Annotated in this window: 26 protein-coding genes and 1 pseudogene; 1 reads left to right on the top strand and 26 read right to left on the bottom strand. The window is 74.8% G+C overall.

The window, feature by feature from the left end:
* Positions 1-162: 162 nt before the first annotated feature.
* Positions 163-708, top strand: a complete 546-nt coding sequence (locus AB7F12_RS20655; protein WP_428501274.1) for a M23 family metallopeptidase — start codon at positions 163-165, stop codon at positions 706-708.
* A gap of 31 nt (positions 709-739) precedes the next feature.
* On the opposite strand, the gene AB7F12_RS20650 is transcribed toward AB7F12_RS20655, so the two are convergent.
* From AB7F12_RS20650 to ftsY, 26 genes and pseudogenes are all read right to left on the bottom strand, one after another.
* Complete coding sequence (locus AB7F12_RS20650; protein ID WP_428516770.1) at positions 740-1,762, bottom strand: FliA/WhiG family RNA polymerase sigma factor; 1,023 nt, start codon at positions 1,760-1,762, stop codon at positions 740-742.
* A 334-nt stretch (positions 1,763-2,096) separates the two neighbouring features.
* A complete protein-coding gene (locus tag AB7F12_RS20645; RefSeq protein ID WP_428501272.1) occupies positions 2,097-3,041 on the bottom strand; it encodes a tyrosine recombinase XerC in 945 nt (314 codons plus the stop codon).
* A 64-nt stretch (positions 3,042-3,105) separates the two neighbouring features.
* Positions 3,106-4,239, bottom strand: coding sequence for a DNA-processing protein DprA (dprA, locus tag AB7F12_RS20640; protein WP_428501271.1), 1,134 nt, complete (start codon positions 4,237-4,239; stop codon positions 3,106-3,108).
* Positions 4,236-5,744 carry a YifB family Mg chelatase-like AAA ATPase gene (locus AB7F12_RS20635; protein ID WP_428501270.1) on the bottom strand — a complete coding sequence of 503 codons (1,509 nt, stop codon included), beginning with the start codon at positions 5,742-5,744 and terminating at the stop codon, positions 4,236-4,238. Before AB7F12_RS20635 ends, dprA begins: the two co-directional genes overlap by 4 nt.
* Positions 5,744-6,100: a YraN family protein gene (locus tag AB7F12_RS20630; RefSeq protein WP_428501269.1), complete on the bottom strand. Its 357-nt coding sequence runs from the start codon at positions 6,098-6,100 to the stop codon at positions 5,744-5,746. Before AB7F12_RS20630 ends, AB7F12_RS20635 begins: the two co-directional genes overlap by 1 nt.
* 412 nt (positions 6,101-6,512) lie before the next feature.
* Complete coding sequence (locus tag AB7F12_RS20625; protein ID WP_013676795.1) at positions 6,513-6,836, bottom strand: DUF2469 domain-containing protein; 324 nt, start codon at positions 6,834-6,836, stop codon at positions 6,513-6,515.
* Positions 6,833-7,549: a ribonuclease HII gene (locus AB7F12_RS20620; RefSeq protein ID WP_428501286.1), complete on the bottom strand. Its 717-nt coding sequence runs from the start codon at positions 7,547-7,549 to the stop codon at positions 6,833-6,835. The genes AB7F12_RS20625 and AB7F12_RS20620 overlap by 4 nt, the downstream gene beginning before the upstream one ends.
* 79 nt (positions 7,550-7,628) lie before the next feature.
* Entirely contained in the window at positions 7,629-9,284 is a 1,656-nt protein-coding gene (lepB, locus tag AB7F12_RS20615) for a signal peptidase I (RefSeq protein WP_428501268.1), read from the bottom strand.
* 64 nt (positions 9,285-9,348) lie between these two features.
* A complete protein-coding gene (gene rplS / locus AB7F12_RS20610; RefSeq protein WP_147115115.1) occupies positions 9,349-9,708 on the bottom strand; it encodes a 50S ribosomal protein L19 in 360 nt (119 codons plus the stop codon).
* 151 nt (positions 9,709-9,859) lie between these two features.
* Positions 9,860-10,633 carry a tRNA (guanosine(37)-N1)-methyltransferase TrmD gene (gene trmD / locus AB7F12_RS20605; RefSeq protein ID WP_428501267.1) on the bottom strand — a complete coding sequence of 258 codons (774 nt, stop codon included), beginning with the start codon at positions 10,631-10,633 and terminating at the stop codon, positions 9,860-9,862.
* A gap of 360 nt (positions 10,634-10,993) precedes the next feature.
* Entirely contained in the window at positions 10,994-11,179 is a 186-nt protein-coding gene (locus tag AB7F12_RS20600; RefSeq protein ID WP_428501285.1) for a Clp protease N-terminal domain-containing protein, read from the bottom strand.
* A gap of 255 nt (positions 11,180-11,434) precedes the next feature.
* Positions 11,435-11,563, bottom strand: a pseudogene (locus tag AB7F12_RS20595) (Clp protease N-terminal domain-containing protein); the annotation flags it as partial.
* Between the two features lie 10 nt (positions 11,564-11,573).
* Positions 11,574-11,789 carry a helix-turn-helix domain-containing protein gene (locus AB7F12_RS20590; protein WP_147115104.1) on the bottom strand — a complete coding sequence of 72 codons (216 nt, stop codon included), beginning with the start codon at positions 11,787-11,789 and terminating at the stop codon, positions 11,574-11,576.
* 390 nt (positions 11,790-12,179) lie between these two features.
* Positions 12,180-12,749, bottom strand: coding sequence for a ribosome maturation factor RimM (rimM, locus tag AB7F12_RS20585; protein ID WP_428501266.1), 570 nt, complete (start codon positions 12,747-12,749; stop codon positions 12,180-12,182).
* Positions 12,727-12,966 carry an RNA-binding protein gene (locus tag AB7F12_RS20580; protein ID WP_428501265.1) on the bottom strand — a complete coding sequence of 80 codons (240 nt, stop codon included), beginning with the start codon at positions 12,964-12,966 and terminating at the stop codon, positions 12,727-12,729. The genes rimM and AB7F12_RS20580 overlap by 23 nt, the downstream gene beginning before the upstream one ends.
* Positions 12,963-13,406 (bottom strand): 30S ribosomal protein S16, encoded by a 444-nt coding sequence (rpsP, locus tag AB7F12_RS20575; RefSeq protein WP_428500242.1) that lies wholly within the window; start codon positions 13,404-13,406, stop codon positions 12,963-12,965. Before rpsP ends, AB7F12_RS20580 begins: the two co-directional genes overlap by 4 nt.
* 171 nt (positions 13,407-13,577) lie before the next feature.
* Positions 13,578-14,363, bottom strand: a complete 786-nt coding sequence (locus tag AB7F12_RS20570; protein WP_428500241.1) for a lysostaphin resistance A-like protein — start codon at positions 14,361-14,363, stop codon at positions 13,578-13,580.
* 701 nt (positions 14,364-15,064) lie between these two features.
* The gene (locus AB7F12_RS20565) at positions 15,065-16,156 is read right to left on the bottom strand and encodes an amidohydrolase family protein (RefSeq protein WP_428500240.1); all 1,092 of its coding nucleotides are present in this window, start codon (positions 16,154-16,156) and stop codon (positions 15,065-15,067) included.
* Positions 16,153-17,688: a signal recognition particle protein gene (gene ffh, locus AB7F12_RS20560; protein WP_428500239.1), complete on the bottom strand. Its 1,536-nt coding sequence runs from the start codon at positions 17,686-17,688 to the stop codon at positions 16,153-16,155. The genes AB7F12_RS20565 and ffh overlap by 4 nt, the downstream gene beginning before the upstream one ends.
* Before the next feature lie 10 nt (positions 17,689-17,698).
* Entirely contained in the window at positions 17,699-18,268 is a 570-nt protein-coding gene (locus AB7F12_RS20555; protein ID WP_428500238.1) for an AAA family ATPase, read from the bottom strand.
* Between the two features lie 121 nt (positions 18,269-18,389).
* Positions 18,390-18,728 carry a P-II family nitrogen regulator gene (locus tag AB7F12_RS20550; protein WP_428500237.1) on the bottom strand — a complete coding sequence of 113 codons (339 nt, stop codon included), beginning with the start codon at positions 18,726-18,728 and terminating at the stop codon, positions 18,390-18,392.
* 31 nt (positions 18,729-18,759) lie between these two features.
* Positions 18,760-21,210, bottom strand: a complete 2,451-nt coding sequence (locus AB7F12_RS20545) for a [protein-PII] uridylyltransferase (RefSeq protein WP_428516772.1) — start codon at positions 21,208-21,210, stop codon at positions 18,760-18,762.
* Positions 21,132-21,482, bottom strand: a complete 351-nt coding sequence (locus tag AB7F12_RS20540; protein ID WP_428500235.1) for a P-II family nitrogen regulator — start codon at positions 21,480-21,482, stop codon at positions 21,132-21,134. Before AB7F12_RS20540 ends, AB7F12_RS20545 begins: the two co-directional genes overlap by 79 nt.
* A gap of 68 nt (positions 21,483-21,550) precedes the next feature.
* Positions 21,551-21,889: a P-II family nitrogen regulator gene (locus AB7F12_RS20535; protein ID WP_428500234.1), complete on the bottom strand. Its 339-nt coding sequence runs from the start codon at positions 21,887-21,889 to the stop codon at positions 21,551-21,553.
* Positions 21,890-21,894: 5 nt separating this feature from the next.
* Positions 21,895-23,250 (bottom strand): ammonium transporter, encoded by a 1,356-nt coding sequence (locus AB7F12_RS20530; RefSeq protein ID WP_428500245.1) that lies wholly within the window; start codon positions 23,248-23,250, stop codon positions 21,895-21,897.
* A 341-nt stretch (positions 23,251-23,591) separates the two neighbouring features.
* Entirely contained in the window at positions 23,592-25,352 is a 1,761-nt protein-coding gene (gene ftsY / locus AB7F12_RS20525) for a signal recognition particle-docking protein FtsY (RefSeq protein ID WP_428500233.1), read from the bottom strand.
* Positions 25,353-25,373: the final 21 nt, after the last annotated feature.

Here is a 25,373-nt window from a genome sequence, read left to right as displayed (position 1 = left end):
CACCTCGCAAAGCTCCGAGGTGCAGGTCGAGTGTACGCGTCGGCCCGATCGCCCCTCACCCGGCGTGGCTCCCGCACAGCGGGTTGTCCACAACGCGCGCAACGATCCACACCTGCCCCGCCGACAGCCCCGGTCGCGGCCCCGGCGGCGCAGGCTCGACGGGTGTTGCGGAGATCGACGCTCGCGCTGGTCGCGGTGGCCCTGACCGTCCTCGGCGCCCCGGCCGCAGCGGCGTCGCCGCCGGTCGGGACGCAGCACCTCGGCGTACCCGACGGGACCGCCCGGTACGGCTGGCCGCTGCGACCGGTGCCCCGGGTCGCCGAACGGTTCCGGGCGCCGTCGCAGCGGTGGACCGCCGGCCACCGGGGCGCCGACCTCGTGGGCACGCCGGGGCAGGAGGTCCTCGCGGCCCGCGACGGGGTCGTCGCGTTCGCCGGGCCACTCGCCGGGCGCGGTGTCGTCTCGGTACTGCACGCCGACGGCCTTCGCACCACCTACGAACCGGTCGCCGCGTCCGTCGCGGTCGGCGACGTCGTCGCCCGCGGCGCGGTGCTGGGGGCGCTCGAACCCGGCCACGCCGGCTGTCCCGCTCCGGCGTGCCTGCACTGGGGTGTGCGCCGGGGCGAGGCCGACTACCTCGACCCGCTGGTCCTCGTCGGCCCCGGCCGGGTCCGGCTGCTCCCGGCCCCGCAGCGTTGGCCGTGGTGACCGCCCGACGGACGCCGAGCCGGCTCGCGGGTCAGCCCGCGACGGCCTCGTCCATCCTGCCGCGCAGCCGCCCGACGAGGCGCCCGTGCAGCTGGCACACCCGGGACTCGGTCACCCCCAGCAGGGCACCGATCTCGGCGAGGGTGCGGTTCTCGACGTAGTAGAGCTGTACGACGAGCCGGTCCCGCTCCTCCAGCCCGAGGACCGCCTCGGCGAGCTCACGGTAGGTCTCGCGCAGCGCGAAGGCGGCCGCGGGATCGGGGGCGGCGTCGTCGACGACGTCCTCCGCCACCGCCCCGGGCCGACGCTCCCGCAACGCCTCGACGCTGACGAGGCGGCGGTGCTGGGACAGCCGCAGCAGGTCGCGCGTCGAGATGCCCAGCTCGGCGGCGAGCTCGGCGTTGGCAGGCGACCGCCCCAGGCCGCGCTCCAGCCGCTCGCGGGCGCGGTCGATCTCCCGCAGCCGCGTCCGGACGGTGCGCGGTACCCAGTCCTGGGCCCGCAGCTCGTCGAGCATCGCGCCACGGATCCGTTGTGCCGCATAGCTCTCGAACCGGATTCCGCGGCCGGGGTCGAATCGGGTGATCGCGTCGAGCAGGCCGAACACGCCGGCCTGGACGAGATCGGCGACGTCGACGCTGGCGGGCAGCCCGACCGCGATCCGGGCCGCGACCCCCCGAACGAGGGGGGCGTAGTGGGCCACGAGGAGGTCCCGCACGGCGCGGTCGCGTCCGCCGCCCCGGCACCCCCACAACTGCGCGACGCCGTCCACGTCGGCGTCGGCGGCGTCGGCGGCGTCGGCGAGGTCGGCGGCGGCGTCCGCGGGGTCGGCGGCGGCGGGGTCGGCGAGGGCAGAAGGGCCGGCGGCGGCGTCGAGACCGGCGACGGCGTGGGGACCGGTGCCGGTGGCCGAGGCGGCGGCGTCGTGGGGGTCGATGCCGGCGGCGCCGGCGGTGTCGCCCGCGTCGCCGGCCACCGGACGCGACGTGTGCGACGGGACGTGCCCGTCCTCGTCGGCGGGGTCGTCGACGAGGACCAACAAGGCCGGCGGCACACCCGCTCCGGCGTCCGCCGGCGGGTCGCCGACGGGTGGCCAGGCCGGGAGAGCGGGCAGGACCGACGCCGGCGGCATCGTGCCGACCGCCCCATCGCCCAGCAGGACTGCCCCGGTTGCCCGGTTCAGGACCTCGGTATCCGGTTCGTGTCCCATCAGCGTGTCAACGCCGCCGACCCCGGAATGGTCACGCAGCGCAGTCGATTTGGGTCCTGCGGACCCGGCACCGGGGACCGGATCGGCGGGTGCGGCGACGTCGTCGCGACTGGTCGACAGCGCGGAGACGAGCGCTGCGACAAGCTCACTGACCTGCATGTTTGCTGCCAGCAGTGGCTCAGGCCCTGGGGTGCGCCTGGTCATGGACCACCTTCAGTCTGTCGACTGTGACATGGGTGTAGAGCTGCGTGGTCGACAGCGTAGCGTGACCAAGGAGTTCTTGGACGTGCCGAAGGTCCGCGCCGCCCTCGAGAAGGTGCGTGGCGGCGGCGTGGCGCAGGCCGTGCGGCCCGATGTCGGGGGCGCCCGGCACGGCGGCCACGGCGTCGTGGACGACCGAACGTGCGATGCGCGGATCGAGCCGGCCCCCGCGGGCGCCGAGCAGCAGCGCGGGCGGGCTGTCGGGGCGGGCGAGGGCCGGGCGCCCGACGGCCAGCCAGCGTTCGAGCGCCCGTTCGGCGGGGACGCCGTGGACGACGACGCGCTCCTTGCCTCCCTTGCCGAGGACCCGCAGGGTGCGACTGCCGCGGTCGAGGTCGTCGACGTCGGCGCCACAGAGCTCCGACACCCGCACCCCGGTTGCGTAGAGGACCTCGAGCAGGGCGAGGTCGCGCAGCGCAACCGGGTCCTCCTGCGCGGCGCCGGAGACGGCGGCGTCCATGAGGTCGGCGGCCTGGTCGGCGCGGAGCACCGTGGGCAGGGCGCGCTGGACCCGAGGTGAGTCGAGACGGTCGCCGGGGTCGGTGGCGAGCCGGCCGGTGCGGTGCGCCCAGCCGGTGAAGGTGCGGGCGGCGGCGGCGCGGCGGGCGAGTGTGGAGCGACCGGCCCCACCCGTGTGGGCGGCGGCGAGCCAGGCGCGCAGCAGGCCCAGGTCGAGCGCGGCGAGGTCGTCGCCGGGCACGGTGCGCAGCAGGGACGCGACGTCGCCGCGGTAGGCCCGGACGGTGTGCGCGGAACGCCCGCGCTCCCGGTCGAGGTGCACGACGAACGCCTCGAGGTGGGCGTTGAGGCGGTCGGGCAGGTCGGCAGGAGTGTCCCGGCGGGCGGAGCGGCGCGTCCCCATCGGGTCACGGTCATCGCGGTCGCGCGCCGGGTCAAGCGCGCCACGCCCAGGGGCGCCTGGCTTCTCACCTGGACGGGAGGGCTCGCTGCCAGAGCCCGTCGCGGTACTCGGCCATGCCGAGCCGTTCGAGGTCGAGCAGCCCGGTGCGGACGGTCTCGAGCGGCAGCCCGGCCTCCATCGCGAGCCAGCGCACGTCGCGGGCGGCGCGGCTGGGCAGGGCGTCGTGGACGGCCGCCTGGGCGGCGTCCAGCCGGTCGGTCGGGCGCGCGGGGCGGCCGGGTTCGACGGCCAGGTCGACACCCAGCCTGCCGACGGCCTCCAGCACCTCCTCGGGCCGCGTCACCAGCAGCGCCCCGTTGCGGACGAGCTCGTGGCACCCGGCGGAGGTTCCCGACGTGACCGGACCCGGCACGGCCATGAGGATGCGGCCGAGGGCGCGGGCGTCGGCTGCGGTGCGCTGCGCGCCGCTGCGCAGCCCCGCCTCCACGACGACGGTGCCTGCGCCGATGCCGGCGATCAACCGGTTGCGGACCAGGAAGCGGTGGCGCGCGGGCACCGCACCGGGCGGGTACTCGCTGACCACCAGCCCGGTCGCGGCGATGCGGTCGAGCAGTTCGGTGTGGGCGGCGGGGTAGGCGCGGTCGATGCCGCAGGCCAGGACCGCCAGCGTGGGCCCGTCGGCGACGAGCGATCCTCGATGTGCCGCGGCGTCGATGCCGAACGCCGCCCCGGACACGACGGCCGCGCCGGCGGCGGCCAGCCCACCGGCCATGTCGCTCGCGATGTGCACGCCGTACCCGGTGGCCGCTCGGGCACCGACGATCGCGACCGACCGCTCCGCGATCTCGCCGAGGCGAAGCGGTCCGCGCACCCACAGCGCGAGGGGCGCGCCGAGCTCACGGGTGCCGGCCGCCGGGTAGGCCGCGAACGCCCAGCGCGGCCAGTCGGTGTCCTCCGGGACGAGCAGCCGTGCCCCGACGGCGGCGGCGGCCTCGAGGTCGGCGTCGACCCGGTCGACGGTGCGCCGGGCGCCGGTCGCGGACCGCACGACGTCGGGCGTCGCTCCCCGGCGGATCCGTTCGGCCGCCTCGACGGGTCCGACGTGGTCGACGAATGCGGCCAGCGCCGCGGCCGGTGGCTCGGCGACCCGCGACAGGTACGCCCGCGCGCGCCGGACCTCGGGATCGGGCGCGGTCATGCCGCCCTCCGGTCGCGGAAGTACAGCGCCGCCTCGACGGCCTCGCGGTCGGGCCGGTCGCGACCGGCCAGGTCGGCGATGGTCCACGACACCCGCAACGCGCGGTCGGCGCCACGGGCCGTGAGCTCGCCGACCCGCAGGGCCGTCTCCAGCGGTCGCAGCACGGCCGCCGGGAGCGCGAAGCGCGAGCGCAGGACGGGCCCCGGGACCTCGGCGTTGGTCCGCCAGCCGTGCGCCGACCAGCGTTCGGTCGCCGCGGCGCGGGCGGCGAGCACCCGGGCCCGTACGGTCGCGGTGCTCTCCCCGGGCACGTCTCCGGTCAGGGCCGTGACGGGGTGCATCCAGGTGCGGAGGTCGACGCGGTCGAGCAACGGGCCCGACAACCGGCCGAGGTAGCGGCGTCGGACGAGCGAGGTGCAGACGCAGTCGCGGTCGTGCGCAGGGGCACAGGGACACGGGTTGGCCGCCAGGACGAGCTGGAACCGGGCCGGGTAGCTCACGGTGCCCTCGGCCCGGGAGATGCGCACCTCGCCTTCCTCGAGCGGCGTGCGCAGCGACTCGAGCAGCCGGGCACCGAACTCTGCGCTCTCGTCGAGGAACAGGACCCCGCGGTGCGCCAGCGACACCGCGCCGGGACGGGCGATGCCGCTGCCCCCGCCGACGAGCGCGGCCGTCGACGTCGAGTGGTGCGGCGCGACGAAGGGCGGCACGGTGCTCAGCGCGGTACCGGCGGGCAGCCGCCCCGCGACGGACCGGATCGCGGCGAGGGCGAGGGCCTCGTCGGCGGGCAGGTCGGGCAGCAGACCGACGATGCGTCGCGCGAGCATGGTCTTGCCCGTGCCGGGCGGCCCCACCATGAGCATGTGGTGCCCACCCGCGGCCGCGACCTCGAGCGCGTGCCGGGCGTCGGACTGGCCGACGACGTCGGCGAGGTCGGGCTGGGCGTCGCGGGGAGCCTCCTCGACCTGTTCGGGCCGGTGGAGCGCGCGGCCGTCGATCAGGAAGTCGACGGCCTCGGTGAGGGTGCCGGCGCCGTGGATCTCCAGACCTGTGACCAGGGCCGCCTCTGCCAGTGCCGCGACCGGCACGACGACGCGCCGCATCCCGGCCGCACGGGCGGCCAGCAGACACGGCAGCACGCCGCGCACGGGCCGGAGCCGGCCGTCGAGGGCGAGCTCACCGAGCAGGACCGTCCGGTGGAGCGCCTGTTGCGGCACGGTGCGGGCCGCGGCGAGCACTCCGCACGCCAGGGCGAGGTCGAATCCCGATCCCGTCTTGCGCAGCGTCGCCGGTGAGAGGGCGAGGACGATCCGCTCGTTGGGCCAGGTGTGTCCGGAGTTGACCACGGCGGCGCGGACCCGGTCGCGCGACTCGTGCAGCGCGGCGTCGGGAAGCCCGACCAGATGGATCCCGGGCAGCCCGCCGCCGATGGCGGCCTCGATCTCGACGACCGTGCCGTCGACACCCTGCAGCGCGACCGACCACGACCGTGCCAGGCCGCCCATCAGAACGCCTCGCGGTAGTGCTGGATCGTCGCGGGTCTGCCCGGTTCGAGCAGGACGGCGAGCACGTCGAACCTGATCGGGCACCACCGCACCTGGTGCGTGGCGAGCCATACGTCGGTGATCCGGCGGATGCGGGCCACCTTGCGCGGCGTCACCGACTCGGCCGGTTCGCCATAGGCCGTGCCCGACCGCGTCTTGACCTCGGCGATCACGAGGACACCGGCGTCGGTGGCCACGATGTCGAGCTCGCCCTCGCGGCACCGCCAGTTGCGCGTGAGCACGACCAGCCCTTGCTTCTGCAGGTACTGCGCCGCCACGTCCTCGCCGCGGCGGCCCAGCACGTCCTTCGCTGCCATGCCGTCCACGATGGGCCGCGCGGCGGGCCCACGGGCCCGGTCCCGCCTGCCTGTGGACCGCCGGCGTCGTATGTGGACAACTCGGGCGTTCCTGCGCGTCTCGCGGCAGGGTTGTCGGTGCGCGGCCGGTACGGGATCCGGGTGACACAGCGGATGTCGCGTCGCCGGTCTGCCTGGTTGCGACGAACGGATACGCCATCCACCGCCGGACCCGGCGTCGTCGGCGGCGCGCGCTCCAGGCCGGAGGTCAGGGCGTACTCCGCCCGGCCAGCGACGACGCGGCATGGTGGCGTTGCGGGCCGAGCTGATCAGCGCGGTCGCGAGCCGGTGCCCGTGCACACCGCACGGTCAGCGCCTGCCCCGACCGGCCCACGCGCCCCCGGCGCCCCGGAGGCGGCGAGGTCGGCCCGTGTCAGGAGCCGAACGGCCCGTCGTCGGGCAGCCGCAGGTCGGGCTTGTCGAGCTCCTCGATGTTGACGTCCTTGAACGTCAGCACCCGCACGTTCTTCACGAAACGCGCCGGCCGGTACATGTCCCACACCCACGCGTCGGACATCCGGACCTCGAAGTAGATCTCGCCGTCGGCGTTGCGGGGCGCGACGTCGACCGAGTTGGCGAGGTAGAAGCGGCGCTCGGTCTCCACGACGTAGGAGAACTGGGCGACGATGTCGCGGTACTCCTTGTAGAGGGTGAGCTCCATCTCGGTCTCGTACTTCTCGAGATCCTCGGCGCTCACGACCCGACTCCTCCCCCGGCGGCCATCACCGGGTGTCCCGATGACGTTCCGGACCCATTGTGGACCAGTACCCGTTCGGCTCCTGCAGCGGCGGCCGCTCCCGCCACGTTGACGAAGGAGTAGCGGTGCTCGGCGCAGGGTCCGTGGGTGGTGAGCGCAGCATCGTGCACCGGGGTGCAATAGCCCTTGTGCAGGGCGAACCCGTACTGCGGGAGCCGCCTGTCGAGCTCGACCATGATCCGGTCCCTGGTCACCTTCGCGAGCACCGACGACGCCGCGACGCACGCCGCGACGAGATCGCCCTTGGGCACGGCGAGGGCGGGGACGCCGAACCCGCGGACCGCGAAGCCGTCGGTGAGGACGTAGCCGGGACGCTGCGACAGCCCGGCCACGGCCCGGCGCATCCCCTCGATGTTGGCGACGTGCACTCCCCGGCGGTCGACCTCCGCCGGCGGGATGACGACGATGCAGTGGTCGGCGGCGCGCCGGGTGATGAGTGTGAAGAACTCCTCGCGCGCCGCGGCCGTGAGCAGCTTCGAGTCGGTGAGGCCCTCGAACCGGGTGGCGTCGGCGGGGCGCAGCACGCAGGCGGCGACGACGAGCGGTCCCGCACACGCGCCGCGACCCGCTTCGTCGACACCCGCGACGGGTCCGAGGCCGTGCCGGTGCAGGGTGCTCTGCAGCGTCCAGGTGCCCGCGGAGCGCCGCACGATTGCACGCTCGGGACGCCAACCGTCGGCCGTCAGCGACTGCGGAACGTATCGGCGGCGTCGGCGGAGGGGGGCCGCCACGTCAGCGACGCCACGGCCGCGGCAGGCGGCGCGGGGTCGAGGGCAGGAAGTCGTCGGTGTCGTCCCCGCAGCGCCGGGAGCGCCGGCGGCGGTCGATCGCGAGCGGCAACGTGCCGAGCAGGCCCAGCGCCAGCGGCGCACCGTCGGGGCCGCCCATGCCGACGGGTTCGGGCGACTGCGGATCGGGGGCGTGGATGATGCCGAACCGGTCGAACGGCAGGACCTTGAGCCGCGCCTTGCCGATGACGTTCTCCACCGGGACGGGGCCGTGGCCCGCGGCGCGGGAGTCCGACGAGTTGTTGCGGCTGTCACCCATCATCCACAGCTCGCCCTGCGGGACCGTGACCGGCCCGAACGGCACCTGACGGGCGGGGCCCGCCTCGGGCAGGTAGTAGATGTAGGGCTCGTCGAGCGGCTTGCCGTTGACCATGACGCGGTTGCGGGAGTCGCAACACGCCACGGTCTGTCCGCCGACGGCGATGACCCGCTTGACGAAGTCCTTCTCGTCGGGCGGCGCGAGCCCGATCAGCGACCCGACCTGCTGCAGCCCACGGGCGAGTGCGCTGCTGGGCACGCTGACCTGTTCGGTGCCCCAGCTGTCGGGGCCGCGGAACACCACGACGTCGCCCGGGCTCGGGTCGGAGAACCGGTAGGTGATCTTGTCGACGAGGACGCGGTCGTTGTTGCAGCCGGTGCAGCCGTGGAGCGTCTGCTCCATCGAGCCGGACGGGATGACGTAGACCTTGGCCAGGAACGTCTGGATCAGGAACGTCAGCAGCAGTGCGACGACGATGAGGAGCGGCAGCTCCTTCCAGAACGACGTCTTGCGGCGCCGCCCCGACTTCTGCTTGCCGCCGCCCGGGGTGGTCCCTGCTGCGTAGGACGAGGCGGGGCGTCCCTCCGGGGACTCGCCCGCGCGTCGACGATGGCGTCCGGGGACGGCGCCGGTCTCGACGCTGTCGGAGACGCCGGGCTCGCTGTCGGCCGCCGGGTCGCGGCGCTCACGGGCCGGTCGCTGCTCACGGGCCCCTCGGGGCGGCCGGTCCGCACGGGCCGGCTCGTCGCGGCGCGGAGCGTGTGTGGGTCGTCCGAGGTCGGCGGTCTCGTCGAGGGCGGGATCGCCGGTCCCGGCCGGGCCGCCGTCGTGGCCGACGCGGTCGCGGGCGGGGGGCCGTGGGCCGGCATGCCCCTCCCCCTGACCGTTGCGGCGCGGGTCGCCGGGAGGCTGTCTGCGCGGGCCTGCGGGCGGCGGGCCAGTGGGAGGCTGCGGCATCGTGCGGCCCAGGTCGTCGCCGCCGGAGGAGTCGACGCCGGCGGGATCGCGGGGGTCGGGGCCGCCGCCGCGGCGTGCCTGGGCGCGGCCGTCGTACCCCTGGGGCGGCCGGCCCGGGGACTCCGGGCGGCCGTTGCCGTACCCGTGGTTGCGCCCGTGCCGGGGCGCGCTCTCGGGGGCCCACTCGTCGTGGGCGCGACCGTGCGCCTGCCGCGGGGCGTGGCGACCTGACCCACCCGCACCACCGGCGACGGGACCACCGTCCGGCGCCCACCGCTCGCCGGCGGGCACACGGCCCTCACCGGGAGGAGGAGGCGGCGGGTTCGCCGGTCCGTACCGACGGGGTTGGGCCCGCCGGTCGTCGGGGAGCTCGGGAAGCGCCACGCTCACGAGGCTACGTCACCGCCTGATCACCTGAGGGTGAGGTCGTGTCCACCGGCGGGTGAGCTCACGACGCGGTCGGGGTCTCCCGCTTCTCCTTGATCTTGGCGGCCTTGCCGCGAAGGTCACGGAGGTAGTAGAGCTTCGCCCGGCGGACATCCCCTCGGGTGAAGACCTCGATGCGGTCGATGTTCGGCGAGTGCACCGGGAACGTGCGCTCGACACCGACGCCGAAGGAGACCTTGCGGACGGTGAAGGTCTCGCGGGCGCCCTCGCCGTGGCGGCGGATGACAACGCCCTGGAAGAGCTGCACACGCGAGCGCGAGCCCTCGATGACCTTCACGTGAACCTTGAGCGTGTCGCCCGGCCGGAAGGCGGGGATGTCGGAACGCAGGTTCTGTGCGTCCAGTTCGTCAAGGGTGTTCATCGCGCAGGTCCGTCCTCGTCTGATTGCGGTCATGCAGGGGCGCCGCTCCACGCGACTGGGCTGACGCCGGGGCTGTCCCGACGCACCTGCCGGGAGCTGGCAACTCATCCATAGTGCCAGACGCCCTCCACGGGGGTGACACCGGTGGCCGTCAGCCGCCTTCGGGGCCGTCGGACGGCTTGGGCGCCAACGCCTCCAGCAGGGCACGGTCCGCCTTGTCGAGGGCGTCGCCGGGGAGCGCCGCGAGCAGGTCGGGGCGGCGGGCCGCGGTCCGTTCCAGCGCGCGATCGCGCCGCCAGCGCGCGATGGCGCCGTGGTTGCCGCTGCGCAGGACGTCCGGAACCGGGCGGTCGCGCCACACCTCGGGCCGCGTGTAGGACGGACCTTCGAGCAGCCCGTCGGAGAACGAGTCCTCCGCCGCCGACCGCGGGTTGCCCAGCACGCCGGGCAGCAGGCGCGCCACGGCCTCGACGACCACCAGCACCGCGACCTCGCCCCCGACCAGCACGTAGTCGCCGATGCTGACCTCGTCGACGGGCATCGACCCGGCGTAGTGGTCGACGACGCGCTGGTCGATCCCCTCGTAGCGGCCGCACGCGAACACCAGCCGCTCCTCGGCGGCATAGGCGTGTGCGTCGACCTGCGTGAAGGGTCGCCCCGCCGGGGTCGGGACGACGAGCCGCGCAGGCCGCTCGTCGGCGGCGAGGACCGCGTCGAGCGCGTCCCCCCACACCTGCGGGCGCATCACCATGCCGGGACCACCGCCGTAAGGCGAGTCGTCGACGGCCTGATGGACGTCGTGGGTCCAGTCGCGCAGGTCGTGGACGGCGAGGTCGAGCAGGCCTGCCCCGATCGCCCGACCCAGCAACGCCTCCCGCAAAGGGGCGAGGTAGCCGGGAAAGATGGTGACGACGTCGATCCGCACCGGCGGGATCCTCGCATCCGTCCCGGCGGACGAACCGAGGAGGAGCCCGGTAGGCGTTCGGGTCGCGCGGCGACCAGCGGCGAACGGTCCTCCCCCGGCGCCCTCGCGATGTGGTGCCGTCGGCGATCGGCCCGGCGCGAACGGGGCCGGCCCGCGTCCGCGCTCCGCGGCCGACAACGGTGCCCCGGGCGCGGTACCGACCGTCGGCACGGCGCACGGGCCCACCGCGCCGGAGGGCGGCGACCGACCGCGGGACGATCGCCGCCGCCCCCTCGACCGGCCCGGGACCCACGACGCGACCGCACCCGCCGCCGAGGTCGCCGGCGACGAGACGCACGACGAGCGGCCCCCGGGACCACCTCAGCCACTCGCCTCCCCGGCCCCCGCGGCCGCGACCGCCGCCCTCATGTCGTCGAGGGTGATGCCGCGGCGGGCGAGGACGTCGTGCCCCGCACCCATGCCCGGGTGCAGCAACGCGAGCAGCACGTGTTCCGTGCCGATGTGCCGGTGCTTGAGCCGCAGGGCCTCGCGCAGCGACAGCTCCATCGCCTTCTTCGCCGTGGCGTGGAACGCCATGTGCCCGCCGCGGCGCTCACGCCGTCTCCGACCGGCCCTCGTCCGCTCCAGCGCCCCCGGCCCGAAGGCCTGCTCGACCTGCCTGCGGACCTCGTCGAGGTCGATTCCCAGCGTCGCCAGCGCGTCGGCGTCCGGCTCGCTCGTCAGGTCGACACCCAGCTCGCCCACGTCGGCCAGGACCTCGGCCCGGTCGACGCCCCGCTCGGCGAGCAGTCGCAGGGCCAGCGAGTCGGGGACGGCGTAGAGGCCGAGCAGCAGGTGCTCGGTGCGGATGGCACCGGCCCGCCGGTCCCGGGCCTCCTCCTGCGCGGTGACCACGACTCGTCGCGCACCGGTGGTGAACCGTTCGAACATGGCCGTCCCCTCAGTACCCGTACCGGCGGTACTTCTTGTGCACCGCCTGCTTGCTGACCTGCAACACCTCGGCGATCTGCTGCCACGACCAGCCCTGGTCGCGCGCGTTGCGAACCTGCAGCTCCTCCAGGGAGTCCAGCAGCCCGCGCAGCGAGGCCACCGCCACCAACCCCACGGCCGGGTCCCGACTGGACGCCGCCGCCGCGACACTCGTCGCATCAGTCATTCCGTCAACTTACGTTGACGACAAGGGCGACGTCAACCAAAGTTGACGACGGATGGGGCCGCCCGCACGGCGGCCGACGGACACCGACCGCGCGCAACCCCACGGCTGCCGTGGCGCTCGACATCAGCAGTGAGGTTGCGACCGGTTCGGACCTCGGCCTGCATGGCCCGGACCCGGCCGCGACCCGACAGCGAGCGACCCGACAGGGCGACCCTCAGCACGGACCCCTCAGCACGGGACCCCTCAGCACGGGACCCCTCAGCGCAGGCCCGTCAGCACAGGACCGTCAGCACAGGACCGTCGGCACGGTCCGACACGGCGAAGGGCCCGCCGGAGTCCGGCGGGCCCTTCGTGGTGCGCGGGTCGGTCGTGCGCGGGTCTGTGTGGGGATCAGGGATCGAGCAGGCCCTCAGGTGGGTCGAGCACGACCCTGCCGGCGTCGAGGTCGACGACGGGCACGATCGCGGTGACGAACGGTACCAGCGCCTCGGGCAGGTCGGCCCGGGTGAGTACCAGCAGCTCGCCGCCGGGTCCGTGGGCGATCTCCTTGACCGTCCCGACGACCGTCCCGTCCACCAGCTCGGCCCGCAGGCCCTCGAGCTGGTGGGCGTGGAACTCGTCCGGGTCGTCGGTGGGCGGGAGGTCGGCCGCGTCGACGAGCAGCCGGATCCCCCGCAGGGTCTCGGCGGCGTCGCGGTCGGGCGCCTCGGCGAACGTCACGAGCAGGCGCCCCGAGTGGGGGCGCGAGGACACGACCGTCAGCGTCGGCGGCACCGGCGCACCGGTCGGCCGGGTCCCGGAAAGCGCGACGAGCTCGGCGCCGGGGGCGAACCGCTCCTCGGGGGAGTCGGTCCGCACCTCGACGACGAGCTCGCCACGAAGTCCGTGCGGCCGCACGACGACACCGACCAGCAGACGGGTCGGCCCCGGCGCGGTGTTACCTGTCGGTGTCGACGACATCGACCCGCACGCCCCGGCCGCCGATCCCGCCCATGACGGTGCGCAACGCGGTCGCGGTGCGTCCGCCGCGGCCGATCACCTTCCCGAGGTCCTCGGGGTGCACGCGCACCTCGAGGGTCCGGCCACGGCGGTTGGTCACCAGGTCGACTCGCACGTCTTCCGGATGGTCGACGATGCCGCGGACCAGGTGCTCGAGAGCGTCGGCCAGGACGCTCACGACTCGGTCGACTCAGCCTCGGCCGCGTCGGCCTCCTCGGCCTTCGGGCGCTTGTCGGCCTTCTTCTTCGGCGTGGTGGCCTCGGTGGTCGGCTCCTCGCCCGCGGCCGCGAGGGCGGCCTGGAAGAGGGCCAGCTTGTCGGCCTTCTCCTTCTGCGGCTTGAGGGTGCCCTCGGCACCGGGAAGGCCCTTGAACTTCTGCCAGTCGCCGGTGATCTCGAGCAGGTGCTGCACCGACTCGGTCGGCTGCGCGCCGACACCCAGCCAGTACTGCGCGCGCTCCGAGTCGATCTCGATCAGGCTCGGGTCGTTCTTGGGGTGGTACTTGCCGATCGTCTCGATCGCCCGCCCGCTGCGCCGGGTACGGGCATCGGCGACGACGACGCGGTAGTAGGGCTGACGGATCTTGCCCAGCCTCATCAGCTTGATCTTGACGGCCACGCTTCCAACTGCTCCTCGCGGATCGGTGCTGCTGCGATGAGTCGGCGCTGCTCGCGTGGGGTTGCGGGCTGCGCGTCACTCGACGTCTGCGGTCGCGGCACGGTGAGAGGGGCCGACCACGGGACCGATCGGCCATTCTGCCAGATGCGTCGCCGGGCAGGTACGCCCGGGTCAGACCGCTCCGGGCAGCGCACCCATCAGCGACAGCGCCAGGGCCAGCGCCGGGAGCAGGTTGTTGATCTGGTGGGCGACGATGCTGGCGGTCAGGTTGCCGGTCAGGGCGCGGGCCAGGCCGATCGGGATCGCCACGATCAGCAGCAGCGGCGTGCGGGTGAACTCGAAGTGGGCGAGGGCGAAGATGATCGTCGTCAACGCGAAGGCCACCCACCGGTTGGCGCCGTGCTTCTCCATCGCGCCCCACAGCAGGCCGCGGTAGACGACCTCCTCGCAGAACGGGGCGACGAGCGCGACGAGCGCGAACACGAGGAACGCCTGGGCGGGGCTCGCGGTGAGGTTCTCAAAGACGTCGCCGACGGCGGAGCTGGCGTTCTCGGCGCCGACGATCGCCATGTAGACGAGGGCGGCCGGGATGCTCAGGACCAGGCCGCCGACGCCGAACGCGATCCCGAGGCCGACGTCGCGCCAGGAGAAGCGCAGACCGAGGTCGATGCGGGGGCCGTTGCCGCGAACGACCGTCGCGACGACGGCGATCGTCGCCGCGCACAGGGTGGGGAGGCCGAGCAGGATCGCCACGGTGCCGACGCCGGGTTGCGTCCCCCGGACGAGCAGCCAGCCGAGCAGCGCGGAGACGCCGAGGAAGACGACTTCGGCCAGCAGGTAGGTGGGGAACCCCCAGCGATGTGGTGCGCGGGGTCCGGGGGTGGGCGGGCCGGTGGGCGGCGGGCCGCCCACCGGGACCGGTGGCGGCCCGATGACGCCGGGCCCGACGCGCGGCACACCGTCCGGGCCGGACGGCCAGGCCCCGGCCCCGGCCCCGGCCCCGGCCCCGGGATATGAGCCCACGGGATACGAGACCCCGGGATACGGCGACCCTGGGTACGAGCCTCCGGGATACGGCGGCCCTGGGTACGAGCCTCCGGGATACGGCGGCCCTGGGTACGAGCCTTGGGGATACGGCGGCCCTGGGTAGGACGGGCCGGGAGGAGGTGGCCCGGGATACCCCGGTCCCGGGTTCCCGGGAGACGACTGGCTCGGGTGAAGCGGTCCCGGATACGACGGCCCCGGACCGGACGGGGCCGGACCGGACGGGGCCGGACCGGACGGGGCCGCGGGCGGCGGCGCCGACGGCACCTCCCCCGGACCCACCGCAGAACCGACCCCGGCGACCGCGTCCGCGGTCGACCCGACCCCGGCATCCGCGGCCGACCCGGCCCCGGCGCCCGCATCCCCCGCCGGCCCGACCTCCGGCTCGATGGCGGGAGCCGCCCCGGCTGCCGGAGCCGCGACGGCCGGCAGGTCGTCGGCACGGGGCTGGTCGGAGCCCGCACAGGGGCCTCCCGAGGGCGGCCCGGCGAGACCGGGTACGGGCCGGGGGTCGCCGTCCGGTGATCGCACGACTCGACGCTACCTGCGTCACGACGCCCGGGGCCGCCGGGCGGGCACGATCGGGCAACCGCTCCCCCGGGCGGGGGAACGGCTCAGGCGGCGGCGTGGACGACGCGTCCGCGGAGCACGATCAGCACGGGCTCGCGCAGGGCGGTGAGGTCGGCCCGCGGGTCGTCGCGGTAGACGACCAGGTCGGCGGGTGCGCCGGGGGTGAGGCCGGGCCGGCCGAGCCACTCACGCGCGGCCCAGGAGGCGGCGCCGAGCGGGTCGGGGTGCCCGGCGGCGGCGAGGGCGGCGATCTCGTCGGCGATGCGACCGTGCCGGATACCGCCGCCGGCGTCGGTGCCCGCGAAGATCGCGACGCCGGCCTCGGCGGCCCGCCTGACGACGTCGGCCGCGGTGCGGTGCAGGTCGCGCATGTGGGCGGCGTAGGTCGGGAAGCGGGTGGCGCGGTCGGCGATCTCGGGGAAGGTGTCGACGTTGATCAGCGTCGGGACCAGCGCGGTGCCGCGGCGGGCCATCTCGTCGATGAGGTCGTCGGTGAGGCCGGTGCCGTGTTCGATGCAGTCGATGCCGGCGCCGATGAGGCCGGGCAGGGCGTCGGTGCCGAAGACGTGGGCGGTGACGCGGGCGCCGGCGTCGTGGGCGACCTGGATGGCGTCGGCGAGGACGTCGTCGGGCCAGAGGGGGGCGAGGTCGCCCTCGGCGCGGTCGATCCAGTCGCCGACGAGCTTGACCCAGCCGTCGCCCGCGGCGGCCTGTTCGGCGACGGCCTCGGGCAGGAGGGCGGGGTCGTCGAGGTCGACGGAGATGCCGGAGATGTAGCGCTTGGGGCGGGCGAGGTGGCGGGCGGCGCGGATGATCTCGGGGAGGTCGTCGCGGGCCTGCAGGGGCGTGGTGTCGACGGGTGAGCCGCAGTCGCGGATCAGCAGGGTGCCGGTGTCGCGGTCGGTGAGGGCCTGCTCGGTGGCCTCGTCGAGGCTGACGCCGCCGTCGGGGCCGAGGCCGACGTGGCAGTGGGCGTCGACGAGGCCGGGCAGGATCCAGCCGTTGTCGACGAGGGTCTCGGCGCCTGCGGTGCCCTCGGCGGCGATGCGGCCGTCGCCGTCGATGTGGATCTCGCCGGTCTCGCCGCCGGGCAGCAGGACGCCGCGCAGGCGGTATCCCGCCGCAGGGACCGTCACGGCTTCTTCTTGCCGAAGTTCAGCTTCGACGGGTCGAACCCGGGTGGCAGCTGGTCGAGTCCGCCTCCGAGGCCCGGCGGGAGCTGCTGCAGGCTCGGCGGCAGCTGGGACATGTCGGGGAACCCGGCGGGCTTGCGGGCGGGTGTCGGGCCCTTGCGGCCCTTGGCGTTCTTCTTGCCCTTGCGGGTCTTCGACACCCGGCGGGCGGCCGCGCCGCCGAAGCCGAACTGGCCGGCCATCTGCTTCATCTGCTTGCGCGCCTCGAAGAAGCGGTTCACCAGGTCGTTGACGTCGCTGACGGCGACGCCGGAGCCGTTGGCGATGCGCAGCCGCCGCGACCCGTTGATGATCTTCGGGTTGTCGCGCTCGGCGGGGGTCATGCCGCGGATGATGGCCTGCAGCTTGTCGAGCTGCTTGTCGTCGACCTGGGCGAGGGCTTCCTTCATCTGCGCGGAGTTGGCGCCGGGGAGCATGCCCAGGATGTTGCCGATCGGGCCCATCTTGCGGATGGCGAGCATCTGGTCGAGGAAGTCCTCGAGGGTCAGCTCGCCGCTGCCGATCTTGTCGGCGGTGACCTGCGCCTTCTCGGCGTCGAAGACCTGTTCGGCCTGCTCGATGAGGGTGAGCAGGTCGCCCATCCCGAGGATGCGCGAGGCCATCCGGTCGGGGTGGAAGACGTCGAAGTCCTCGAGCTTCTCGCCGTTGGAGGCGAAGAGGATCGGCTGGCCGGTGACCTCGCGGACCGACAGCGCGGCGCCACCGCGGGCGTCGCCGTCGAGCTTGGTGAGCACGACACCGGTGAAGCCGACGCCGTCGCGGAACGCCTCGGCCGTGGTGACGGCGTCCTGGCCGATCATGGCGTCGACGACGAAGAGGGTCTCGTCGGGCCGGACGGCGTCGCGGATGTCGGAGGCCTGCTGCATCAGCTCGGCGTCGACACCCAGGCGGCCCGCGGTGTCGACGATGACGACGTCGTACATCTTGTCGCGGGCGTGGGCGACGCCGCGGCGGGCGACGTCGACGGGGTCACCCACGCCGTTGCCGGGTTCGGGCGCGAAGGTGACGACGCCGGCGCGCTCGCCGACGATCTGGAGCTGGTTGACGGCGTTGGGGCGCTGGAGGTCGCAGGCGACGAGCAGCGGCGTGTGGCCCTGGCCCTTGAGCCAGCGGGCGAGCTTGCCGGCGAGCGTCGTCTTACCGGAGCCCTGCAGGCCGGCGAGCATGATGACGCTCGGCGGCTCCTTGGCCAGCGCGATGCGCCGGGTCTCGCCGCCGAGGACCGCGATGAGCTCCTCGTTGACGATCTTGACGACCTGTTGCGCCGGGTTCAGCGCCTGGGACACCTCCGCGCCCTTGGCGCGCTCCTTGATCCGGGCGATGAACGCTCGCACCACGGGCAGCGCGACGTCCGCCTCGAGCAGCGCGATGCGGATCTCGCGCGCGGTGGTGTCGATGTCGGCCTCGGAGAGCCGGCCCTTGCCGCGGAGACCGGACAGTGCCGCGCCGAGGCGATCGGAGAGGGTGTCGAACACCCCTGCGACCCTACTTGGCGGCCGCGACGGGTGTGGTGTCCACCTGCAGGCCGCCGGCCGTGTCGGCGCGGTCGACCACGCGGACCGACGTCCAGGCCCCGTTCTCGGCCCCGGTGCGCAGCCGTTCGGCCAGCCCGGCGGCGTCCCCGACGTGGCGTTCGAACGCCTCGGCGCGGACGGTGCGGCCCCGGTCGTGCTGGCCGCGCAGCGCCTCCGTGGGCTCGGCGTCGACCCAGACGAGGTGCGCGTCGCGGCCGGTCAGGCGGGCCAGGCCGCGGACGGCTCTGCGCAGGCCGGGGCGGGTGGCGGGCAGGTGGACGACGACGCATGCCGTGTCCCCGAGCGCGGCGGCGACGACGAGCGCGCGGTGGGCGAGGTGCACCAGGGGGCGGACGACGCCGTAGGGCAGCCCGGTCGCCGCGGCGGCCGAGCGGTGGCGCTGAGAGTCGAGCACGGCGACGTCGGCGGCGGGCAGGAGGCCTGCGAGCAGCGTCGACTTGCCGGCCCCGGGCAGCCCGGCGACCAGCACGAGGGTGCGGCCGGGCGCGGTGATCCGGACGGGCGCGAGCGACGCGGTCATGGCGAGCCAACGTCCGGCCTGTCCGACTCGTTCCGGGAATCCGACCCGCCACAGGAGGTTCACACTCCGGGCCGCGCGAGAGGTCGTGCGCGGTGACAGCCGTCATAGCGACCATTACCCCTCACACGGCGTCGGGCCCGCGCTCCCCCGTCCGCACCCGCACCACGGTGTCGACCCGCGTCGTCCAGATCTTGCCGTCGCCGATCCGGCCGGTCCGGGCCCCGGCGACGATCGCGTCGACGACCCGGTCGGCGTGCTCGTCGTCGACGAGGACCTCGATGCGCACCTTCGGGACGAAGTCGACGGAGTACTCCGCACCCCGGTAGACCTCGGTGTGGCCCTTCTGCCGGCCGAAGCCCTGGGCCTCGGACACGGTCATCCCGAGGACGCCGAGCCGCTCCAGCTGCGCCTGGACGTCGGCCAGCGCGAAGGGTTTGACGATCGCGGTCACGAGCATCATGTGGGCTCTCCCGGGGTGCTCGGGCCGCGGCTCAGCCCGCGGCGGTCAGTACCGCATGTTCCACCGCGGCGCGCCGGTCGGGGGCGAGGGCCCCACCCGGGCCGGGGCCCGACACCCCGAAGGAGTCGACGACGGACGCGCCGAGCGTCGACACCCGCGCCCAGCGCAGGTCCAGCCCGCACTCCTGCTCCAGTGCCGACGCGACCCGGTGCAGCAGCCCGATCCGGTCGGTCCCGCGCAGCTCGAGGACGACGCCGCCGCTGGCCTCGTCGTCGAACCAGAGGACGCGGGGCGCGGGCGCGTCGGGGTCGGGATGCGCCGGCGCGTAGTCGCGTTCCTTGCGCGCCAACGCCTCCGGCAGCGACAACGACCCCGCCACGACGCGGACGAGGTCGCCGCGGACGAGCGCCGGGTCGGGCATCGACCCGAACCGGGGCGTCACGGTGAACTCGTGGACGACGACGTCTCCGGACGGGTCCGCCGCCGCGTGGATCTCGGCGGCGTGCACCTCCAGGGAGTGCAGGGCGAGGACCCCGGCGGCCGCGGCGAGGGTGCCGGGGCCGTGCGGCATCGCGACGGCGACCGACGCCGGCCGGTCGCCGGTGATGCTGACCTGCGGTTTCCCGTCGGCCCGGACCGCGGCGGCGAGCGCGCGGGCGTCGGCGCCCAGCTCCGCCGGCCGCGGCAGCGGCTCGCCCGCCATCAGCGCCCGCGCGCGCTGCGTGAGATCGCCGATCAGCCGCTGCTTCCACGGGCTCCACACCCCGGGTCCCGTGGCGAGGGAGTCGGCCTCGGCGAGTGCGGCGAGCAGGTCGAGCAGCAGCGTCGACGACCGCCCACCCGGGCCGCCGAGGGTGTCGACGACCCGTTCGACGGTCGCGGGGTCGTCGAGGTCGCGGCGGGTCGCGGTGTGCGGCAGCAGCAGATGGTGGCGCACCAGCTCGCCGAGGATCTCGACGTCGGCGGCCGGGAAGCCGAGCCGGTGCCCGATCTGGCGGGCCAGCTCGGCGCCGACGACGGAGTGGTCGGCGCCGCGGCCCTTCCCGATGTCGTGCAGCAACGCCCCCACCAGCAGCAGGTCGGGGCGCCCGACGCGGGTCGTGAGCCGGGCCGACTGCGCGCACGCCTCCACCAGGTGCCGGTCGACCGTCCACACGTGGGCCCGGTCGCGTGGCGGCAGGTCGCGCACCACGCCCCACTCGGGCAGCAGCCGCCCCCACAGGCCGGTGCGGTCCATCGCCTCGACGACGTCGATCATGCCGCGCCCGGTGCCGAGCAACGACAACAGCTCGCCGAGGGCGTCACGCGGCCACGGCTCCTTGAGCTCGGGCGCCGTCTCCGACAGCCGGTGCAGCGTCGACGCCGCCACCGGCAGCCCGGTCCGCGCGGCGGTCGCGGCCACCCGCAGTACGAGCGCGGGGTCGCGCGCCGCGCTCGCGTCGCGGGCCAGCACGACCTCACCCATGTGCTCGACGACGCCCGAGTCCAGCGGCCGGCGCACCGGCGGGCGGCGCAACGCCGCCAAACCCTTGCGCGGCAACGCCGCCCGCGCCGAGCGCAGCCCCACCTCGGCGGCGAACGCGACCGCTCGCGCCGCCCCCGACAGGGCCCTGGCCAGCTCGAACCGGTCACCCATCTCCAGGGTCGTCGCGACCTCGTCGGCGTCCTGGGCGCGCAGCACGTCGCGGGCACGGCCGGCGAGGCGGTGCAGCTCGGTGCGGACGTCGAGCAGCAGCATCCGCGCGGCGGCGACGTCGGCGGCCGGACGGTCGAGCAGCTGGGCGGCGGCGAGCGCGTCCACGAGCTGGACGTCGCGCAGCCCGCCGTGACCGTTCTTCAGGTCCGGCTCGACCCGGTGGGCGACGTCACCGTTGCGCCGCCAGCGGTCGGAGGCACCGTCGGCGATCTCGTCGAAGCGACCGCGGATGCCCGAGCGCCACGCCGTCCGGACGGCGCTGTGGACGCGGTCGGTCAGCTCGCCGTCGCCGGCGATGTGGCGCAGCTCCAGCAGGCCGAACGCGGCCCGCAGGTCGGTGGCCGCGACCTGCACCGCCTGCCCGGGGGTGCGCACGGAGTGGTCGAGACCGATCCCGGCGTCCCACAGCGGGTACCAGATCTGCTCGGCCGTCCGGTCGACGTCGGTGCGGGCCTCGTGCAGCAGCACCAGGTCGAGGTCGGAGTGCGGCGCCAGCTCACGGCGCCCCAGCGCCCCGACCGCCGCCAGCGCGATGCCGGATCCCGTGCCGCCGATCCCGAGGGCCGCGGCCCGCCCGGCGAGCCAGAAATCGTGCAGGTCGACCAGGGCGGTCCGCAACGCCTCCGGAGCCAGCCGCCGTCTGCCGTCGACCGGTTCCAGCAGCACCCCCCGGGCCTTGACCAGGTCCTCGGCCGACGCCGGTCCCGTCACGCTCGTCCACCCCCCGCCCCGTCCTGGGGCCCGGCCGTGTCCGGCCCGTGGGCCCGGTCCAGCCGCGACACCCATACCTTGCCGTCGCCGATCCGGCCCGAGCGTGCCGCCCGGACCACCGCCTCGACGACCGTCTCGGCCATCGCGTCCTCCACGACCACGTCCACCCGGACCTTCGGCACGAAGTCCAGCCGGTAGTCCGCGCCCCGGTAGACCTCGGTGTGGCCGCGCTGGCGCCCGAACCCCGACACCTCCGCGACCGTCGTCGACTCCACGCCCAACGCTGCCAGCGCGGCCCGCACGTCGTCGAGCGCGAACGGCTTGACCACGGCCGTCACCAACTGCATCCCGCCCCCTCACCGACGAACCCGGGGCCCGTCGCGGCGGTGCGACGGGCCCCGGGTCGTTCGAACTCTCAGACGGCGTCGGTGCCGCGTTCGCCGGTGCGGACCCGGACCACCGACTCGACCGGCGTCGTCCACACCTTCCCGTCACCGATCTTGCCGGTGCGGGCCGACTCGATCACCGCGTCGACGACCTTCTCGGCCAGCGCATCGTCGGCGACGACCTCCACGCGGACCTTCGGCACGAAGTCCACCGAGTACTCCGCGCCGCGGTAGACCTCGGTGTGGCCCTTCTGCCGGCCGTAGCCCTGGACCTCGCTGACCGTCATGCCCAGCACGCCGATCTGCTCCAGCGCGCCCTTCACGTCCTCCAGCACGAACGGCTTGATGATCGCCGTGACCAGCTTCATCGCGCTCAGCCCTCCTTACCGGCACCGGCCGGCACGTGCTCGGCCGCCGCGGCGGTCGCCGCGTCGGGGCGCGGGGTGCCCAGGCCGCCGCCGCCGCGCAGGCCGGCGAAGTCGTAGCCGGTCTCCGCGTGCTCGCTCTCGTCGATGCCGTGGACCTCCGCCTCGGGGGTGACGCGCAGGCCGAAGACGGCCTTCACGATGTAGGCGATGATCATGCTGACGACGAAGCTGAACGCCAGCACCGCGAAGCCGCCGACCGCCTGGCGCCACAGCTGGTCCAGACCGCCGCCGTAGAACAGGCCGTCGACACCCGCGGGGGCCGCCGAGGTGGCGAAGAAGCCGACCAGGATGGTGCCGACGAGACCGCCGACCAGGTGGACGCCGACGACGTCGAGGGAGTCGTCGAAGCCGAGACGGTACTTCAGGCCCACGGCCAGCGCACACACCGCACCGGCGATGGCACCGAGCGCGATGGCGCCCAGCGGCGAGACCGCCGAACACGACGGCGTGATGGCGACCAGACCGGCCACCACACCCGACGCCGCACCCAGGCTCGTCGGCTTGCCGTCACGCAGCCGCTCCACCAGCAGCCAGGCCAGCATCGCCGCCGACGTCGCCACCAGGGTGTTGACGAACGTGATGCCGGACACGCCGTTGGAACCGACCGCGGAACCCGCGTTGAACCCGAACCAGCCGAACCAGAGCAGACCGGCGCCGAGCATGACCAGCGTCAGGTTGTGCGGGCGCATCGGCTCCTTCGGCCAGCCGCGCCGCTTGCCCAGGACCAGGCACAGCGCCAGCGCCGCCGCACCCGCGTTGATGTGGACCGCGGTGCCACCGGCGAAGTCGACCGCCTTGAGCGAGTTGGCGATCCAGCCGCCCGTCTCCGCGGTCCCACCGTCGAAGGAGAACACCCAGTGCGCGACGGGGAAGTACACGATCGTCGCCCACAGGCCCGCGAAGACCAGCCACGGACCGAACCGCAACCGGTCGGCGGCGGCACCCGAGATCAGCGCGACCGTGATGATCGCGAACATGGCCTGGAACGCGACGAACACCGTCGCGGGGATCGTGCCGACCAGCGGGATGTCGACCGGCGGTCCGCCGTCGGTGGCGAGGTAGGTCCCGCCGAAGAGGCCCTTGAGGCCTGCGTACTGCGCCGGGTTGCCGAGCAGGCCGCCGCCGACGTCGTTGCCGAACGCCACGGAGTACCCGTAGAGCACCCAGAGCACGCCGACGAGGCCGAGCGAGGAGATGCTCATCATCATCATGTTCAGGACGCTCTTGCTGCGGACCATTCCGCCGTAGAAGAACGCCAGCCCTGGTGTCATGAGCAGCACCAGCGCGGAGCTGGCGAGCATCCATGCGGTATCGCCGGTGTCAGGCACGGAACTCCCTCCCGTCTACGCCGCTCGTGGTGCGGCAGGTGACGGAATCCTGGGAGTGCCGTGTTTCGGCGGGCGCCGCCGGAGGTTTCGCGACGGTGAACGGACCGCCCGCCCGCGTTACAAGCGGATTACCGCGTGGCGGGGCTCACTGCATCACCCGATCGAGCGACAGAATGGTCACGCGCAGGTCACGACACCGGCGCTGCAGTACCCGGGCCCCGGGGCAGCTGTGAGGTTGCGCCCGACAGCCCGCGCGCAACCTCACCGCTGTCGCGCCGCCCCGGGGCAGCTGTGAGGTTGCGCGCAGTGGGTGGTCAGGCCAGCAGGGCGTCGACGAACGCGCCGGGCTCGAACGGGGCGAGGTCGTCGGGGCCCTCGCCGAGGCCCACCAGCTTCACCGGCACACCCAGCTCGCGCTGCACCCGGAAGACGATGCCGCCCTTCGCGGTGCCGTCGAGCTTGGTGAGGACGATCCCCGTCACCTTCACGACGTCGCCGAACACCCGGGCCTGCGTCAGCCCGTTCTGCCCGGTCGTGGCGTCGAGGACGAGCAGCACCTCGTCGACCTCGGCCTGCTTCTCCACGACGCGCTTGACCTTGCCCAGCTCGTCCATCAGGCCGGTCTTGGTGTGCAGCCGGCCGGCGGTGTCGAGCAGCACCGCGTCGGCGCCGTCGGCGGTGCCCCGCTTGACGGCGTCGAACGCGACACTCGCGGGGTCGCCGCCCTCGGGGCCCCGGACGACGGCTGCACCGGCGCGCTCGCCCCACGTCGTGAGCTGTTCGGCGGCGGCAGCACGGAAGGTGTCCGCGGCGCCCAGGACGACGTGCCGTCCGTCGGCGACCAGGACCCGTGCCAGCTTCCCGGTGGTCGTGGTCTTGCCGGTGCCGTTGACGCCGACGATGAGCAGGACCGCGGGCCGCCCGTCGTGCGGGAGGGCGGCGACGGAGCGGTCGACGGCCGGGTCGAGCGCCGTGGTCAGGACGTCCCGCAGCAGCGCGCGGGCCTGGTCGGGGGTGCGGACGCCGCGGGTGGCGATCTCGGTGCGCAGCGTCTCGACGAGCTCGGCGGTCATCTCGGGGCCGAGGTCGGCCTGCAGGAGCGTCGCCTCGACGTCCTCCCAGGAGTCCTCGTCGAGCTCACCGGCACCGAGCAGGCCCAGCAGGCTCTGCCCGAACGCCGAGCGTGATCGGGACAACTGGCCGCGGAGGCGTTCGAGGCGGCCGGCCGTCGGCGCGATCTCGTCGGCAGGTGCGGTCGGCGCGGCCGGGGCCGGGGCCTCGACCGGCGGCGCGGGCGGCGCGGTCGCGACGGGTTCGGCCGGCGGCTTCTCGTCGGCCGGTGCCTCGCCCGGTGCCTCGCCGGGTGCCTCGCCGGGGGGCTTCTCCTCGGCCGGCGCGGCGGTGCCCGCAGCGGCGGCGGCGGCGCCCGCAGCGGCGGCCGGCGCACGGTCCCCGGCATCCGGCGCGGTCGCCGTTTCCGGCCCGGCCGCCGTCTCCGGCGCTGTCGCCGAATCCGGCTCGGCCGTCGCGGGCGTGGCCGGGGGCCGGGCGACCGCGGGGGTGCCGCGTGGCGGGGTCGGGACCTCGTTCGGGGCGCCGCGCGGGACCGCGGGGAACCCGTCCGGGGGCGTGCGGGCCTCGGTGGCCGTCCCGGCGGCAGGGATGCCACCGGGTGGGGTCCGGACGTCGTCGGCGGTGTCGGCGACGGGGGGCTCGGCGGTCCTGGGCGACTCACCCGCAGGCGAGTCGGCAGCAGGCTTGTCGGCGGCAGGCTTGTCGACCGCAGGCGCGCCGGCGGCAGGCGCGTCGGCGGCCGGGGCATCGGCGGCCGGGGCATCGGCGGCGGCCGGGGGCTTGGGTGCCGTCGCGGTACCCGATGAGAAGCTGAACCCGCCGCTGGCCTGGTAGGAACCGCCCTTCGGCGGGGCCTTCACCTCCGTCGTCGAGCCGCCCTCGACCTGCTCGGCGTCGCGCAGGCTGATGCGCCTGCGCTTCCCGACCACCAGCCCGAGGACGAGCGCGATCAGCAGCACTGCCGCGACAACGGCCACGACGATCCAGAGGGTTGTCGTCACCGGCTCAGCCTGTCATGCCTC

The organism is Pseudonocardia sp. (assembly GCF_050250275.1).
Classification (GTDB): domain Bacteria; phylum Actinomycetota; class Actinomycetes; order Mycobacteriales; family Pseudonocardiaceae; genus Pseudonocardia.
Note: the sequence above shows the minus strand (reverse complement) of the source record. Positions and strands in the feature narration are given on the sequence as shown.